We start from the raw sequence: 15,821 nt of genomic DNA, 5'->3' as shown, positions 1-15,821 counted from the left end.
CGCGTCTTCACATCCACGCCATGCCCCATTAACAAGGGCTGTGACACCGTGCCTCCCATGTCGTCAATCAAGACGGGAGTGTATGGATGAGTACCGATAAGAAAGTCGACTTTTCCGGTGTCAGCGCCAGCGTTGATACCACCGCGCAGAAAGTCGATCAGGTCGATTTCTCGGGCGTGACCTCCTCGGTGGATACCACTGCGGAAAAGGTCGGGGGCACCTACACGGTGCAGAAGGGCGATTCGCTCTCCAAGATCGCCAAGCAGGAACTGGGCGATGCCAATGCGTGGAAGCGCATCTTCGAGGCCAACCGCGATGTACTGGACGACCCGGACAAGATCCAACCGGGCCAGACCCTGAAACTGCCGCCCAAAGCCTGATCCGCTGTACTGCCCATCACCTACAAGGGAGCAACCTCACATGAAGAAGTCGTCCATCAGTACTGCCGTCCTCGCCGCGCTTCTGGCCACCGTGGCCCTGGCCGGCTGCAAGAAGAAAGAAGACACCGCTGACAACAACGCGCAGCCCGCTGCGATGACGCCGGCCGCCCCGGCGCCGATGACGGAAGCCGCGCCGCAGCCGATGACCGCTGCAGCAGGCGTGAACGTTTCGGCCGTTACCGTTGGCAAGACCGCCGCAGCCGACAAGACCGTCACCTCGGTCGCGCTGTTCGCGCCGAAAGACGACATCATCGTCTCGATCCGCACCGATGGCAGCGCCAACAACGCCAACGTGGCGGCCAAGCTGACCTTCCAGAACGGCCAGGTGGCCGGTGAGCAGAACCAGGTGGTGAATACCACCGGTGCTGAGACCACCAATATTTCCTTCAAGAATGCCAATGGCTGGCCGGCGGGCAAGTACCGCGCGGAAGTCATGGTAGATGGTAAGGCGGCTGGATCGCCGCAGGAGTTTGAGGTCAAGTAAGCCCAGACGCCGACTCTCTCCCGGCAACAGGCTCACGATGGACGCAGCCGCGAGGCTGCGTCTTTTTTATTTCACCATGACTCCAGCACCGAAATTCGCTGGACTACGCCACAGCCAGATACAGCAGGTTTATCAATAACTTAGGCGAGTTCAACATATGCCGGTGCTTTCCGAAACCTGACCTGACTTCCGACCGCCTGACTCCTATCCGGCCCTTGGAATCCAGGTCTTTCCGAGGAGTCATCATGGCTAAGATCAAACTCACCAAGTCCGCTGTCGATGCGGCACAACCCCAGGTGCAAGCCGTCGAACTCCGGGACACGCTAGTCCCCGGCTTCTTGTGCAAGGTTACCCCAGCGGGCCGTAAGGTGTTCATGCTCCAGTATCGGACGAACGCTGGCGAGCGCCGCAAGCCTGCGTTGGGCCAATACGGAGAACTGACCGTCGAGCAGGCTCGTTCGCTGGCGCAGGAGTGGCTGGCCCAAGTTCGTCGGGGTGGCGACCCCGCCGCAGAGAAAGCGACGGCACGCCAAGCGCCCACCGTTAAGGAGTTGTGCACGAAGTTCATGGAGGATTACTCCAGGCAGCGCAACAAGCCCAGCACCCAAGACGGTTATCAGGGCGTCATCGACCGTTGCATCGTCCCGATGATCGGACGGCTGAAGGTTCAGGACGTGAAGCGCCCTGATGTAGCTGGGATGATGAAGAAGATGACCCATAAGCCGGCCGAGGCGAACCGTGCCTTCAGCGTCATGCGCCGGATGTTCAATCTGGCCGAAGTATGGGGCTTCCGACCCGACGGCACCAATCCGTGCCGGCACGTCCCGATGTTCCCCAACGGGAAGGCTACCCACCTCATCAGCGACGAGGACATGGGCAAGCTGTTCCGACATATCGACCGGATCGAGGCCGAGGGGTTGGTGAACTATGTCATCCCCCTAGCGATACGTTTGCAATTTGAATTCGCGGGCCGCCGCTCCGAAATCGTCAAGCTCGAATGGGATTGGCTAGATCTGAAAAACCGGCGAGTAGTCTGGCCGGATAGCAAGACCGGCGGCATGTCCAAGCCCATGAGCGAGGAAGCCTATCGGCTGCTTTCGACGGCACCGCGGCAGGAAGGCAATCCCTATGTGCTGCCATCTCCGCGCCACCCTGGCAAGCACATGACCGTAGGCGAATATTACGGTGGCTGGAGCCGCGCGCTCAAGGCGGCTGGCGCCACGCATGTGGGCACGCACGGCATTCGCCACCGATCAGCAACCGACATTGCCAACTCCGGCATCCCGGTCAAGGTCGGCATGGCTTTGACGGCACACAAGACCGTGGCCATGTTCATGCGCTATGTCCACACCGAGGACAAGCCGGTGCGAGACGCGGCCGAACTGGTAGCGAATCGGCGCAAGACGATCACCGGGATGCAAGAAGCCAAGGAGGTGGCGGCATGACCCGGCGCAAGGCGTCAGTCGCGTCGCCAGCAGCGCCGGTGGCGCTGCTGGGCGACATCCGGGCACTGATCGAGGTGTCGCACCAGCGCGCCGCCTCGGCGGTCAATGCCGAGCTGACCTTGCTGTTCTGGCGCATCGGCCAGCGCATCCATACGGAAGTACTGGCCGGGCAGCGGGCCGGCTACGGCGAGGAAATCCTGCCGACGCTGGCCGAGCAGCTTGCCCGTGACTACGGGCGGGGTTTCGGGGAGAAGAACCTGCGCCGGATGGTCAAGTTCGCCGCCACGTTCCCGGAGGAACGAATTGTCGCGACGCTGTCGCGACAATTGAGTTGGTCCCATTTCGTCCTGCTGCTGGCGCTCAAGGAGCCGATGCAGCGGGATTACTACGCGCAGATGGCCGGCGTCGAACGCTGGAGCGTTCGGACACTGCGCGAACGCATCGACTCGATGCTGTACGAACGCACGGCATTGTCCAAGAAGCCGGACACGATGATCGCGCAGGAGCTGGCGGCCATGCGCGACGCGCAGCGCATCTCGCCCAGCCTGGTCATGCGTGACCCGTACATCCTGGACTTCCTGGGACTGCGCGACACTTGGCAGGAAGGCGATCTGGAGGCAGCAATCATCCGCGAGATGGAGTCCTTCCTGCTGGAGTTGGGCGTGGGCTTCACCTTTGTCGCCCGGCAGAAGCGCATCCAGATCGACGACGACGATTTTCACCTTGACCTGCTGTTCTACAACCGCAAGCTACGACGGCTGGTAGCAGTGGAATTGAAGGTCGGGGAGTTCAAAGCGGCGTACAAGGGGCAGATGGAGCTCTATCTGCGTTGGCTCGATAAGCACGAACGGGAGCCGGAGGAATCCTCGCCGCTCGGCATCATTCTTTGCACCGGCAAGAAGTCCGAGCAGATCGAGCTGCTGGAATTGGACAAGTCGGGCATCCACGTCGCCGAGTACCTGACTGCCTTGCCGCCGAGGGGCGTGCTAGTGGAGCGGCTGCAACAGGCAACGCAGCGGGCGAAGTTGCAGATTGAGCAACGCGGCATGGACGAAAACAGAGACTGAGTTCTATTAACCCAAAGCTGAGGTAAATTGTTCATTTCAAGGGGGCGAAATGAACCATCAACTATTAGAAGATTCAGCGTGGCGCGGTTCACTCATGCTTGCCATGCAACGCGCCATCGTATCGGAGTTCAATGCGACGGACTGGCATGAGCTTGGCTACCTGACAGGGTTTCACGACTATATCCAGGGGCATGGCCGGCTGCTCCGAAGCTTGGGATTTGGGGATGATGACTACGGCGCCTGTGTCTTCCAGGCTCTTCAGTATTTTGTCAATAACGATATGCGGGCTTTGGTCGCAGTCGTAGAACACCCTAAGGTTCATCCACATCTAGAACGGGACCAGCCAAGCAAACTCATTGAGTTGGGCTATCAAACGGGCCATGTACCCGCTGTGCTGCCTGCAATCTCGGCTTCTGATGTCGTGCGTCGTGCTCTGGCAGACTCTGATAACTTGCTTGCCACTTCAGGAGCACCAAGTGCGATCGACAGGCTTCACACGGCCATGCACGGATACTTGAAATCCGTTTGCAAGGACAGTGCGATAACGCTCGCCGATGACGCAACTCTTACGCAGGCATATAAGGCGCTTCGTATCCAACATCCTGCGCTGCAATCATTGGGCGAGCATGACGGCGAAATAGGAAGAGTTTTGGCATCATTTGCTTCTGTTCTCGATGCGCTCAATACCCTTCGCAACCATGGGAGCGTTGCCCACCCTAACGAGAATATCGTCGGGCTGGCTGAGGGTGCATTGGTCGTTAATGCCGTCCGAACGATCTTTCACTATCTGAGCCAGAAGATTCGTTCATAAGCGTGGGCGCGTAGGTTCGCATACTGATGCCGCCAAGCTCCCGTATAACGGTGTACTCGCAGTAAAAGTCTAAGCGCGGCGGCGGCCATTCCCTTGGGCGATCATCCGAGCGAGCATCACTTATGCTGCCACGAAAACGGCCCCAGTGTGGATTGCCTCATCTTCAAAAAGATCAAGCCGACGCAGGTGCGCCTCTGCCTGCTCAGGATCGGCCGTGAAGAGAACGACCGCTAGGTCTTTCAACGCCCTTGTGCAGCTCACATAGAAAAGACGGCGTGTTCGATCCACAGTCGTTTCTTCACCTGCCTCGATGTGTTTTCGGTCGGTATCCGAAAGCGCTTTGAGGCCCAGGTATTTTTCGTAAGAAAACTGGAAATGGGTACTCTCCGCATCGTCTAACACGACGAGCACCCTATCAAATTCAGCCCCCTTGATGCCTTGCTGAGTCCAAAAAGGTGAGCGCTCTGAAATGTAGGTCTGGTACGCCAGAAGCTGTCTAGCAGGACACGCTAAAAAAGCATCCATTGAGGCCATTTCCTTATCGGACTCATCGTCTTCTCGGTCGTCGTCATTGTCCACCCCTTCTGCGGGCTGGGCAGGTGGAGCTGCTTCCGGGTCCAAGTAAGATGCTAGCCGGGGATCGAAGATTAATAACCCTGCGGCGTACACTTGCTTCAGAAGGTCGCCGATCATTACGTTGGAATTCCCGGCTATGCCTTCTGCAATTGAGGTAACAAGCTCTCTAAGTGCTTTAAGCCGCTCTGCGACGTTCGCTCCAGCGAGATCGCCTTTTTCAAGAAGGGGCGAATACTCTCGGATCAGTCGCATCACTTCGAGTTGCCGGCTTTCTGTATGGGCAATCGCTATCGGAATCAGAAATTTCACACACGGTGAAAGAGGCCATGCAGAGCCATCCAGAAAGCCCTCTTTGAATGCTGTCGGCGCTTTGGAATTAAGTGCCGTGTAAAGCTCTCCGAACCCTAAGCGCTTTGCGGCCATCTGGTGAACAATGACGAGAAGCTTTACCCGCTCTTGGTCATCATCACCTGCTCGCCAATGATCATCACCGGTTCGTGCCGCCATCCATTCGCGCACCCGAATCAGACTGGCATCTCGCGTATCGTCCGCCGGTAAGACGAAAAGATGGGCCGACCCTTCAGGAGTTGGAACGATGCCTTCAGGGCCTAGACGTTGGCCTGGAACCTGAACGAGGTCATCACCATCGCGCCGAATGGCGTTTGCCAGGTTCAGCACCTTAGTTGAGCACCGAAAATTCTCTGGCTTCGGAATGTCGGCCCAGTTCGGTGCCGCTTCGACCAACCCGGTTCCCGTAGCATAAATTCGTTGCATCGGGTCGCCGAAGAAGCCGAGGCAAAATGTAACGCCAGGCTCGCGCTCAACGATCTTCAATGCCTCTATGACTTCGGTGGTCGTGTCCTGACTCTCGTCCACAAATACGAAAGGAAACTGGCGCGCGAGAAGGGTTCGAAAGAGAGGGCGCTCAGCGATGAGGTACGGCACAAGCTTCAAAATGTCGTCGTGCCCCAAAATTCCCTTTACGTAGTCGCTACCCGTTCCGTACCGGAAGCCTTTGACTGCGGCGATCCGCCCCGACTGCCTGCGAAGGCGCTCCAGGTCTCGGGTGTCTTTGTCCTTTGTTCGCTGTTGAACCCTGGGGCCATAGGTTGCCTGTTTCTGTTCAAGCGCCTCAATTTTCTCCGTGATGCGCCCAGACACCCATACGCGAATGTCGTTCTGAAACGGTTTAGCTAGCAGCCACATGAAGCTGTGGATCGTCGAAACGTGAACCAGCGGATCACTGCCGACATCCCTCCATATCTCTCCGGCTGCGATCTCGGTGTAGGTAATGCAGGCAATGCGCTGGCGGAATTTCCTCAGCTTATCACCGTGTATTCGGATGGCCGACGATAGCCCCTTAATCAGAGACGTGGTTTTTCCGGAGCCGGCGCCGGCCTTCATTATGAAGCTGCGCGGCGGAACGTCTCCAAGGCAGTTTCGCAGATCGATGTCTGCCTGGGTGTCCGGCTTATTTGCACGGCTACTCATGCTCGCCCCCTATCGCGACATCTTCGGCGATGAGAACGGCGTCGGGCAGCACAGTCTCAAGTTCGATCCGTACTTCGTCCTTCAGCCAGACAAGCCCATCACGGATGTAAGCAGGTACATGCCACGCATTCTCGTCTTCAGTGAGAACGGCGAGTGCGAACTTCGTTTTATCGAAACTCTTCCGCGAAACCTTCTCATGAAGGCCTTTAGCAAGAGCGGCAGGACCAGCGGCCCCGCCCTTCACAATCAGACCAAGGGGCTTCCTCGCTGCGGCTTGGGACCACTCCGGGTTTTCAAGGCCAAAGTCCTCCTCAAGTGTGCGCCCGCGGAGGGTTTCAGTGGCTCCGTTCCAAGTGACAGTCCGTTCAGTCTGATAGGCCACGCGAACCTTCGTATCGTCTTCGAGCACGTGAGTTCTGTCCGCTTCAGAGGCGTTACGCAAGTCTTCGATTGTGAGCTTCCCCGGAAGCCATTTGATGAGGGTTTGATTCGAAGTCGCAGCGTTCGGTTCACTGGGCAAACAAGCCTTGCCGTATTTCTTCTTAGGCGCTGGGACTATAGGCTCACCGACTGGATCTTGCCCATTATCCTGGGCCTGCACAGCGACGTCTTCTTCCGCGTCGGCTGGAACCTCGAACTCCTCGACTTCTTCGTCATCCACATCTTCGCCGGCCGCCGGAGCCACAAGGGCAACACTATCAATATCAGTGATGATCAGCGTTGTCAGACCGAGAAACTCAATAAGCGACTGAAAGCGGTGCCCAAAGGCGCCGCCAACCTCCAAAATGCATAGACAAGCTGATCGGAGAGTCCTCGCGACCTTTCGAATCATTACGGGCAGGAGCAATCTCTCAACATTGCCTTCTACGAGAATAGCGGCATCTGAGAAAAAGAGATCGCAGTGAGTCAGCTTTAAATATCGTTCTAGAAAATCACGATCGTCTGGCTGAGCTTGGTAGAACGCCGATAAATTTAGAACTTCTGTCAACTGTTCCTTGCCGACTTTCTTGCGTCGGAAATAGCGGATTGGCTTGAAGCCTCGCTCGTAAAGAATGTGTGGCGAGTGGGTCGTGACGACCATTTGACTGCCAAAAATACTTCCATCGTCGCCCTCTATATTGAGAAGCTCAAGAACATTGCGGATGAAGACCTGCTGGAGTTGGGCGTGAAGATGGGCCTCTGGTTCCTCCACGAAAATCAGGTGCAATGGGGGGCGATTGTCCATCGTCGCCCACCTGGCTTGGGCGTCAAGAATCTCCACAACCATGTAGATCAAATTCTTAAACCCAAGCCCGTTATAACTGTCGGGAAGGGTGGCAGTGTCTTCGCCATCTCCGATCTGGTAGTGGACCCGCGCGTCCTGGCTCATGACGTGGGCGGGATCCAGCGCCGACATAATCTTCAGTCGCGGGTTATTGATGCCTGGATAGCCAAGCTTGGCGAGCCGATCAAGCGTCGGCTTGAATACCCCATCTAAGTGAACATTGAGCGCTTGCTCGGATTCGAACAGCGCCCTAAGGGCTGTGTGATCGTCTTGCCTCTGATTAAGGTTGCGCTTGTAGAAACGGCTCAAACGCTTTGACAGATCTTCCGATCTGCCGCCGGCTTCCGGATTAGGATCAGAAAGGTGTCGCTGAGCCCCGAGGTTGTCGATATGAATAAGCGATTTCAGAATCGTTCCGCCACCTGGCTCGCCACCTAGCTCATCTGGAACATAAGCGCCGATTTCACGGAAGTTTTCATCAAATTGCGTGCGGTCCAAGATGAAGTAGCGCAGCTCATATTCGCTCTTGAACTCGCGCTGGAGATAGTCCGTCATGGAGCGAGGCCAGGGGACATATTGGGACTCTGGCGGTAGTTCCGCAGCCTGTTCAGTACCTCTGGCCTTAGCTTCTTGGTAGTTTTGAATGAGGTTAATGAAGCTTCGAGCGGTCAGGGAAACTCGTATGCCGACCTTGGTTCCTTCCCACGCCGTACTCGGAAGCAAGGGAATTACTAGATAGAGGTCTGGCGCTGCAACCTCGAACCAGAGATCAAGGTCTATGCTTGGAAGCGAGAAACCATCGGGAAGCGGGTCGGTCAGGTTGATATTTTCAGCTTCATCGAAAGTTTTCCAGCACGAAGAGCTGAAATCATAGAGGCTGAAACGATCCCTTCCACCCGCGACGAATGCGTGGATGGCCTGAGTCGCCGACGTTTTGCCACTATTATTCGATCCTACGAATATTGATATGTCGTCAGCCAGTTCAATATGAGCATCCTTCAAACGTCGAAAGTTTCTGAGGCGATACGAGTGAAGATGCACGAAAATCCTCCGCTAATTTTTTAGAATTTATAAGAAGCAATATTCGCCGAAAGATGGCGGAGTGTTCGCGTCTTGCCAGTGGCAATGTCCAACTCTAGCCAAAAGCAGCTAGCTCATTCATAAGAATAATAAGCGAAATACATCAGTGCGTCTCCGCTTCGCGGACCGCGCTGCTCCAGGTTCGCTATTCGCTCATCCCTGACGGGACTTGCTATCGCCAGCCTTCCACATCCCTGACGCCTCCGGCCCGGCTTCCAGCTTCGGGCCTGCGCGCTTCGCTTGCGTGCCGTCGGCATAAAGGGATGGCCGTTGCCTGTCCAGCCATCTTTCCTGACCTCATCACCTTGTCCGCGACTGTAGCCCGCGGCCGTGTGCCGTCAAGGCGCGCAGGGCCGTGTCCTCGGCTGCGCCTGCGGGCCGCACCAACCCTGCGCTTGTTTCCTTGACGGCCCCCGTCCGCGCGCTCCTGACCGTCGCGGGCGACGAACTCAGGAAAGACGGTGGCAACAGGGCCAACCGGGTTCCTCGTGCCGACCGCACCGAACAGCCGAAAGGCTGGGCTCCGAATCTAGGAATCCGGTGTGCGGTTTGAACAGCAAACCTTTTTCGTCAGGAGAAATGCAATGCAACTCGCATCCCGATTCGCTTCCCGTTCCCCGTCGCTGCGCAGCGATTACCCGCTGTCCGATGACCAGATTCACCGCGTGGCCCCGTCCATCTTCGCGGACGCCCCGCATGAAAGCCGTTCGCAGCGGTACGCCTACATCCCCACGTCCGCCGTGCTGGCCGAGCTTCGCAAGGAGGGATTTCAACCCTTCATGGCGTGCCAGACCCGCGTGCGTGATGAAGGCAAGCGCGAGCACACAAAACACATGCTGCGCCTGCGGCACGCGAGCCAGATCAACGGCGCGGAAGCCAATGAAATTGTGCTTCTTAACTCGCATGACGGCACCAGCAGTTATCAGATGCTGGCTGGAATGTTCCGTTTCGTTTGCAGCAATGGCCTTGTCTGCGGCGACACCGTGGCCGATGTGCGCGTGCCCCACAAAGGCGACGTGGCCGGTTTCGTCATCGAGGGCGCTTATGAGGTGTTGCGCGGTTTCGACCGGGTGAAGGAATCCCGCGATGCCATGCACGCTATCACCTTGAACGATGGCGAATCCGAAGTGTTCGCCCGTGCCGCGCTGGCCCTCAAATACGACGACCCCGATAAGCCCGCGCCCATCACGGAATCGCAAATCCTGATGCCGCGCCGCTTCGACGACCGCCGCCCGGACTTGTGGAGCGTGTTCAACCGCACGCAAGAAAACCTGACCCAAGGCGGCTTGCGCGGGCGCAGCGCCAACGGACGCCGCCAGCAAACTCGCCCGGTGCAGGGCATCGACCAAAACATCCGACTGAATCGCGCGCTCTGGCTGCTGGCTGATGGCATGCGCCAGTTGAAAGCCTGAACCCCGACGCGGCAGGGGCAGGCAGCAGCCCTTGCCGCTTTCTTCGCTGCTGCATCCCCGAACCTGTAGGAGTTATCACCATGAACGCCGTTACCCAAATCGAAGCCCACGCCATCGAAACCGCCGCCCCACTGGAAGTGGCCGACCCGACCAAGAACCTGATTCTGGTTCCGCTGTCGCGGCTGGTGTCGCGTCCCACTGGCCGCAACGTGCGCAAGAGCCCGCGCATGTCGATTCCAGAACTCGCCGCCAGCATCCAGCGTGTCGGCCTGCTGCAAAACCTGATCGTGATTGCCACTGCCGATGGCGAGCATTACGAAGTCGCCGCCGGTGGCCGTCGCCTTGCAGCCCTCAAGCTGCTGGCGAAGAAACACCGCATCAGCAAGGAATGGGAAGTGCCTTGCCTGCTGGTGGCCGATGGCACCGCCCGCACGGCCAGCCTGACCGAGAACGTGCAGCGCGAAGCCATGCACCCCGCCGACCAGTTCGAGGCATTCGCCGCGCTGGTGATGGAGGGCCGCAGCATCGAGGACATAGCGGCGGATTTCAGCGTCACGCCGTTGGTGGTGCAGCGCCGCCTGAAACTCGCCAACGTGTCGCCGCGCCTGCTGGCCGACTATCGCGCCGATGCCGTCGCGCTCGATCAGTTGATGGCCCTGTCCATCACCGACGACCATACCGCACAGGAAAGCGCCTTCTACGATGCGCCAACGTGGCAGCGCCAGCCGTCCGCGCTGCGCGACCGTCTGACCGAACGCGAAATCGACGCCTACCGCCATCCGCTGGTGCGCTTCGTCGGGCTGGACACTTACGACGCCGCAGGCGGCGGCATCCGCCGTGACCTGTTCGCGGAAGGCGATGCGGGCGTGTATCTGACTGATGCCGTGCTGCTGGAACGGCTGGCGCAAGACAAGCTGGTATGCATCGCCGCCGAGGTAAAGACCGAGGGATGGGCATGGGTGGATGCCACACCCGGCACGACCCATGCCGACCTGCACGCCTTCCAACGCGCCCCGAGGGAACGCCGCGAACCGAACAAGCGCGAAGCCGCACGCATCGAGAAGCTGCAAGCCAAGCTGCACGAACTGGCCGAGGCCGTGGATGCCGCGCTGGACGCCGACGACGAGGAAAAGGCCGATGCTTTGCAGGAGGACGGCGAAGCCCTGGGCGAGCAGTTGCAGGCGCTGGAAGATGGCTTGCAGGACTACGGCGCGAACGTGAAGGCGGCAGCCGGTGCCATCGTCACCATCGACCGCAGCGGCGAAGCCGTGGTGCATCGCGGCTTGATGCGCGAAGCCGAAGCCAAGGCGCTGCGCACGCTGGAACGCTTGCGGCAGGGTTTCGGTGGCGCGGATGCCGCGAACGAAGCCGAAGGCGAGAACGCCGAGCAGCCCAAGACCACCGCCATGTCCGACCGGCTGGCGCAGCGGTTGAGCGCCCACCGTACCGCCGCGCTGCAAATCGAGGTGGCTCGGCATCCGCAAGCCGCGCTGGCCGCCGTGGTGCATGGCATGGTGCAAGCCGTCTTGCAGGAAAGCCACTACGGCCACGACTTGCCGCTGGGCGTGAGCCTGAAAGCACAAGACCGGCTGGAAGGCATGGCCCCGGACTGGCCCGAATCGCCCGCCGCCATGGCGCTACGCAAACTGCAACAGGTGGCAGGCGAAGCCTTGCCGCAGGACAGCGCCGAACTGTTCGCCGTGCTGCTGGCGAAGTCGCAGGATGAACTGGTGCGGCTGCTGGCCGTATGCGTCGCGGCCACGGTGGACGTGGTGACGCCTAGCGCTACGCAGCAGCAGCCCGGCGCGGAATTGGCGCAGGCCGTGGGGCTGGACATGGCGGCATGGTGGAAGCCGACCGGTGAAGGCTACTTCAAGCACGTTTCCAAGGCCGTAATCTTGGAAGCTGTGGGCGAGTTCGCACCCGCGCACGTCACCCGGCTGGCGAAATTGAAGAAGGCCGACATTGCTGGCGAAGCCGAACGACTGGCCGTTGGTACCGGCTGGATGCCCGCCATCTTCCGGGCTGAAGAACCGCAGCAGGCCGCGCAGGATGCGGCGACCGCAGCCGAAGCGCCGGAGGAAGCCGCAGCCGAGGCAGATGAGCAGCCGCAGGCCGAGGCACTGGCCGCGTGACCCTGCGCCGCAGACAAGCGCCCCGGTTCCGACCGGGGCGCTTCATGCCGAGGATGCCGACCATGAACCCCCAACCCGTAAACCGCCCCCGCATGTCCGCGATCTATGCCCCCGGCACGGTACGCGCCCGCCGCTGGCATGGCGAAGGCGACATGCGCGGCTACCGTCCGCCGCGTGGCTGGACAGCCCGCGCCGACCTGACCGACCTGCACCTCATCACGGGCCGAGCCTTGCCGCGTGCCGTGTGGTGGATTGTCGAAACGAAAGAATAATCCGCATCGGCCCCAAGCCGTTTCGCCTTGGGGCCGATGTTCAAGAACCGGGCGCGGCGGTGGCCGCGCCCGGTTCCAACGTCCAAAACAAAGTCGCCCCGTCGCCGCCTTCGGCCAGGCGGCGACGGGGCGAGCGCGCAATGGTCTTGCGCGCAGTACGGCAATCAGCGCCAGTGGGAGGACTTGTGAACCGCATTAGGTCGCGGCTTGCGCCACGGCAAAACTGTCCTCGAACAGACGGAACCGGGTGATCTCGCCATTCTCGACGATGAAGTCGAAGCAGAATTCGGATTCGATCAGCTTGCCGGTACGCACTACGCGCGAAGCCAGCTTTCCGAGCGCGATCACCCGATTGCCTTGCGAAAGGATCTCGCTCACCTCGAACGCTTCGGATGCGATCTGCTCCCGGATCTGGGCGTAGAACTCCGCCGCGCCTGCCTTGCCAACCTTGCGGCCGATCCACGGCACGACGTTCGTGTCGCCCGCCACAAACCAATCGACCTGTTCGCTGACCAGCTCGGCGATCTTTTCGACGGGTTCGCCCGTACCGGCGCGGCGGAAAAATTCTTCGACGATGGCGGGGGGAGATGCAGACATGGCTCGATCCTTTCTTTGTAGTAGATGCTCAGGTTGCCCATGATGGGCCGGACCCGTAGAATATTGTAGTAGGAATTAAATAAATGGAGAAGTCATGGCCCAACGTGGTCGCCCACGCCGCTTCGACCGTGATGTCGCCCTTCAGGCGATGATGGAAGTCTTCTGGGCGCGCGGCTACGAAGGCGCGCAACTTGTCGATCTGACGGCGGCGGCGGGCATCGCGCCGCCGAGCTTCTATGCGGCCTTCGGCTCCAAGGAGGCGGCCTTTTGCGAAGCGGTGGACCACTACATCGCAACGGTCGGGGCAAATCCACGGCAGGCGCTGGACAGCGGCGCCACCTTGCGCGATGGCGTTGAGGGCATGCTTCGCGCCAGCATCGACGTGGCCCTATCGGCACGGCCGGGGGGCTGCCTGCTGATTCTCGGCGTGGTGAACTGCCTGCCGGAGAACGAAACAGCGCGGGGGTACCTCAGAGCGGCACGCGACAAGACGCGCGAGCTGATTCGTGCGCGTCTCGAACGTGCCCGTACTGCCGGTGAGTTGCCTTCTCGGTTCGATACCCTGCAATGTGCCGCGTTCCTTCACGGCGTCACGCAGATGATCTCGTTCCACGCCAGGGACGGCGCGAACCGCGCCGAACTCGAAGCGCTGATCGCGCCCGCATTGCGGGCCTTGAGCTTTAACGTCCAGGCATGAACTGGGAGCGTGCCGGCACGAAGTGCCGCCAGGCTCTCGGGCTGTGCCCCGTGCCGGCGATGCCGTCACGGCCCTTCGGCTTCGATCCTTCACGCCTACGCGCTGTGCTTGTCGGGTGTTGAGCGCCCCGCCGTAAGGGCGGGCGTGTGGGGCTACGCCCCGGCTTGCTGCGGCAGGTTGTGCGAAAGTGTGCCGTCCTCGACGCTGGCGGTTCGTTGCCTGTACGTCACGAAGGACGGTTCACCGACATACCGCCCGGCTTTCCGATGGAGGTTCCACGCCACGCCTCAAGCGTGTGCCGCGAGCTGCGGTAGGGGCGCTCTGGCCTTGTCATCGAGGCATTGACCTGGCCCGTGTCAGGGCACGAGCCGGTGAAGCCGTCATGCGGGGATGCCGAATCGGCCATGTCTCCATCTGGGAGTGGGCGGCCCGTGCGTCCTTGGCTTGTCGTGAATCCTGGCGGTGGCGCGCCTGCGCCTTGGGCTTCATGGCCGCAACCTTCCAACGAAAACAATTTCCCCTGCGCTGCGCGCATTCCTCGCGCGGCAAATTTTTTTCGCTTCCAGGTTCTCCACGGTGTTGCGACCGCTGCGCGGTGCGGCCAGCCCATCCCCCGCCGGCCGGATCACAACAAGGACGCACTGGCGCGACCTTGTTCAACCCGAAAGGAGAAAAATCATGGCTAACATCGGCACCTTCACCGCAGAGAAAGACGGTTTCACCGGCACGCTCCGCACCCTGACCTTGAACGTCAAGGTCAAGCTGGTTCCCAACGACAAGGGCGACACCGAGAACGCCCCTGACTTCCGCCTTCAGGCGGCTGGACACGACATCGGCGCGGGGTGGCGGAAACTCAGTGAAGCCGGACGCTCCTATGTGTCCGTGTCCCTCGACGATCCTTCGTTCCCGGCAACGGTCTATGCCCGCCTGATCGAAGGCGAGGACGGCACGCACGACCTGATCTGGTCGCGCAGCCAGCCCAAGGCGGCCTGACGGCCGCCCACCGCGCCCCGCCCTTGCGGCTGGGCGCATCCTTGCGCACCTGGCTCCAGCGTTCGCCGCTGATTACCGGCCCTGTGGGTCGGGTCGATGATGGACGTACTCGACAACCGTGCCATCCGGGTGAACCGCGTTGAATGCGGCGCCTGTGGGAACGACTTGCAAAGGAAAGATGATCTTTGCGCCGGCAGCCACTAGCTTGTCGTAGTAAGGCTGTACGTCATCGACCAGGAGCGTGCCCGTGGTCGACGTGAAAGGTGCCAATGTTTGAGGCGTTCCCTCAATCAGCAGGAACGCACCGACCATCGCCAGGCGCAAACCCGCTTCAGGGAAGGGAAAGCCACCGTCGGCTGTCACGCCTTGCAGTTCTTCATAGAAACGCACGCTGCGCTCAAGCTCCCCTGGCCCGACGAACACCCGGATCAGCACGCGCGGTACGCGCTGTCGCGAGGTGTCGTTGCGGTCGCGCCAGAGGTGGTCGAAGTTGCGAGGTTCGGTCATGTCATTCACCAAAAAGGATTGCATCCAGTTCCTTCTGAACTTGTACCAGAAGCTGTTGGACTTTGCGCTTGTCCTCGCCGGCATAGGCCAGCGTCAGCAACGTGAGCGGATGCACGTTCATGACCTCGCACAGCTCGGTCAGCTTGTGCATGGTCGGGCTTTTCAGGTCGCGCTCCAGCAAACTCAGGTAGGTACGGCTGGAGACGTCGGAGAACGCTTCCTGGCTCAAGCCGCGCGCTTTTCTGACCGTCCGTATTGCCGTCGCCAATGAGTGTTTCGCCGCCACCTGTGGTTTTCCTTAGAAAACCAAGATGACATCCGATTGCGCACTATAGCGCTACAAACTATAGTGCGCATTTGGTGTTGTTCTACGCTTTCTTGCCTTTACGGAAATCCGCATCTGCGGATGGCTCCAAATTCAGGGAACCGCATCCGTGTCTTTCCGGCTTTCTACAATTCCGCTGGTGCGCATCCGTTCTTCTACGGATGCGATGGATTGCGTATCGGTGCTTGCGCACGGATGCATGGATACGGTTCGGCGGTTCTGCGC

Annotated in this window: 15 protein-coding genes; 10 read left to right on the top strand and 5 right to left on the bottom strand. The window is 59.9% G+C overall.

The window, feature by feature from the left end:
* Window positions 1-86 precede the first annotated feature (86 nt).
* The 5 genes from BCL79_RS10295 (at window position 87) to BCL79_RS10275 (ending at window position 4,247) form a co-directional block, all read left to right on the top strand.
* A complete protein-coding gene (locus BCL79_RS10295; protein ID WP_121040566.1) occupies window positions 87-380 on the top strand; it encodes a LysM peptidoglycan-binding domain-containing protein in 294 nt (97 codons plus the stop codon).
* A 40-nt stretch (window positions 381-420) separates the two neighbouring features.
* Entirely contained in the window at window positions 421-924 is a 504-nt protein-coding gene (locus BCL79_RS10290) for a hypothetical protein (RefSeq protein WP_121040564.1), read from the top strand.
* Between the two features lie 245 nt (window positions 925-1,169).
* The gene (locus BCL79_RS10285) at window positions 1,170-2,369 is read left to right on the top strand and encodes a tyrosine-type recombinase/integrase (RefSeq protein ID WP_121040562.1); all 1,200 of its coding nucleotides are present in this window, start codon (window positions 1,170-1,172) and stop codon (window positions 2,367-2,369) included.
* Window positions 2,366-3,436, top strand: a complete 1,071-nt coding sequence (locus BCL79_RS10280; RefSeq protein WP_121040560.1) for a PDDEXK nuclease domain-containing protein — start codon at window positions 2,366-2,368, stop codon at window positions 3,434-3,436. The genes BCL79_RS10285 and BCL79_RS10280 overlap by 4 nt, the downstream gene beginning before the upstream one ends.
* Before the next feature lie 49 nt (window positions 3,437-3,485).
* Window positions 3,486-4,247: an abortive infection family protein gene (locus BCL79_RS10275; RefSeq protein ID WP_183073718.1), complete on the top strand. Its 762-nt coding sequence runs from the start codon at window positions 3,486-3,488 to the stop codon at window positions 4,245-4,247.
* Window positions 4,248-4,367: 120 nt separating this feature from the next.
* Here the strand turns inward: BCL79_RS10275 and BCL79_RS10270 are convergent, their stop codons facing one another.
* Both BCL79_RS10270 and BCL79_RS10265 read right to left on the bottom strand, forming a co-directional pair.
* A complete protein-coding gene (locus tag BCL79_RS10270) occupies window positions 4,368-6,314 on the bottom strand; it encodes a UvrD-helicase domain-containing protein (protein ID WP_121040556.1) in 1,947 nt (648 codons plus the stop codon).
* Window positions 6,307-8,619, bottom strand: a complete 2,313-nt coding sequence (locus BCL79_RS10265; protein WP_121040554.1) for an ATP-dependent nuclease — start codon at window positions 8,617-8,619, stop codon at window positions 6,307-6,309. Before BCL79_RS10265 ends, BCL79_RS10270 begins: the two co-directional genes overlap by 8 nt.
* A 623-nt stretch (window positions 8,620-9,242) precedes the next feature.
* On the opposite strand from BCL79_RS10265, the gene BCL79_RS10260 reads away from it, so the two are divergent.
* The 3 genes from BCL79_RS10260 to BCL79_RS10250 all read left to right on the top strand — a co-directional run bounded on the left by BCL79_RS10260 (window position 9,243) and on the right by BCL79_RS10250 (window position 12,477).
* A complete protein-coding gene (locus tag BCL79_RS10260) occupies window positions 9,243-10,070 on the top strand; it encodes a DUF932 domain-containing protein (RefSeq protein ID WP_121040552.1) in 828 nt (275 codons plus the stop codon).
* A gap of 137 nt (window positions 10,071-10,207) precedes the next feature.
* The gene (locus tag BCL79_RS10255; protein WP_428999425.1) at window positions 10,208-12,205 is read left to right on the top strand and encodes a ParB N-terminal domain-containing protein; all 1,998 of its coding nucleotides are present in this window, start codon (window positions 10,208-10,210) and stop codon (window positions 12,203-12,205) included.
* A 62-nt stretch (window positions 12,206-12,267) separates the two neighbouring features.
* On the top strand, window positions 12,268-12,477 hold the full coding sequence (locus BCL79_RS10250; protein ID WP_220668905.1) for a hypothetical protein: 210 nt from the start codon (window positions 12,268-12,270) through the stop codon (window positions 12,475-12,477).
* 195 nt (window positions 12,478-12,672) lie between these two features.
* Here BCL79_RS10250 and BCL79_RS10245 read toward each other — a convergent pair whose 3' ends face one another.
* Window positions 12,673-13,074 (bottom strand): nuclear transport factor 2 family protein, encoded by a 402-nt coding sequence (locus tag BCL79_RS10245; RefSeq protein WP_121040546.1) that lies wholly within the window; start codon window positions 13,072-13,074, stop codon window positions 12,673-12,675.
* A 94-nt stretch (window positions 13,075-13,168) separates the two neighbouring features.
* On the opposite strand from BCL79_RS10245, the gene BCL79_RS10240 reads away from it, so the two are divergent.
* Complete coding sequence (locus BCL79_RS10240) at window positions 13,169-13,771, top strand: TetR/AcrR family transcriptional regulator (protein ID WP_121040544.1); 603 nt, start codon at window positions 13,169-13,171, stop codon at window positions 13,769-13,771.
* Window positions 13,772-14,449: 678 nt separating this feature from the next.
* Window positions 14,450-14,764, top strand: coding sequence for a DUF736 domain-containing protein (locus tag BCL79_RS10225; protein ID WP_121040541.1), 315 nt, complete (start codon window positions 14,450-14,452; stop codon window positions 14,762-14,764).
* A gap of 72 nt (window positions 14,765-14,836) precedes the next feature.
* Here BCL79_RS10225 and BCL79_RS10220 read toward each other — a convergent pair whose 3' ends face one another.
* Entirely contained in the window at window positions 14,837-15,271 is a 435-nt protein-coding gene (locus BCL79_RS10220; protein WP_121040539.1) for a VOC family protein, read from the bottom strand.
* Between the two features lies 1 nt (window position 15,272).
* Complete coding sequence (locus tag BCL79_RS10215; protein ID WP_121040537.1) at window positions 15,273-15,557, bottom strand: helix-turn-helix domain-containing protein; 285 nt, start codon at window positions 15,555-15,557, stop codon at window positions 15,273-15,275.
* Window positions 15,558-15,821 lie beyond the last annotated feature (264 nt).

It is taken from the genome of Stenotrophomonas rhizophila, from assembly GCF_003651185.1.
Lineage (GTDB): Bacteria > Pseudomonadota > Gammaproteobacteria > Xanthomonadales > Xanthomonadaceae > Stenotrophomonas > Stenotrophomonas maltophilia_Z.
This window is presented reverse-complemented; position numbering and strand designations above follow the sequence as displayed.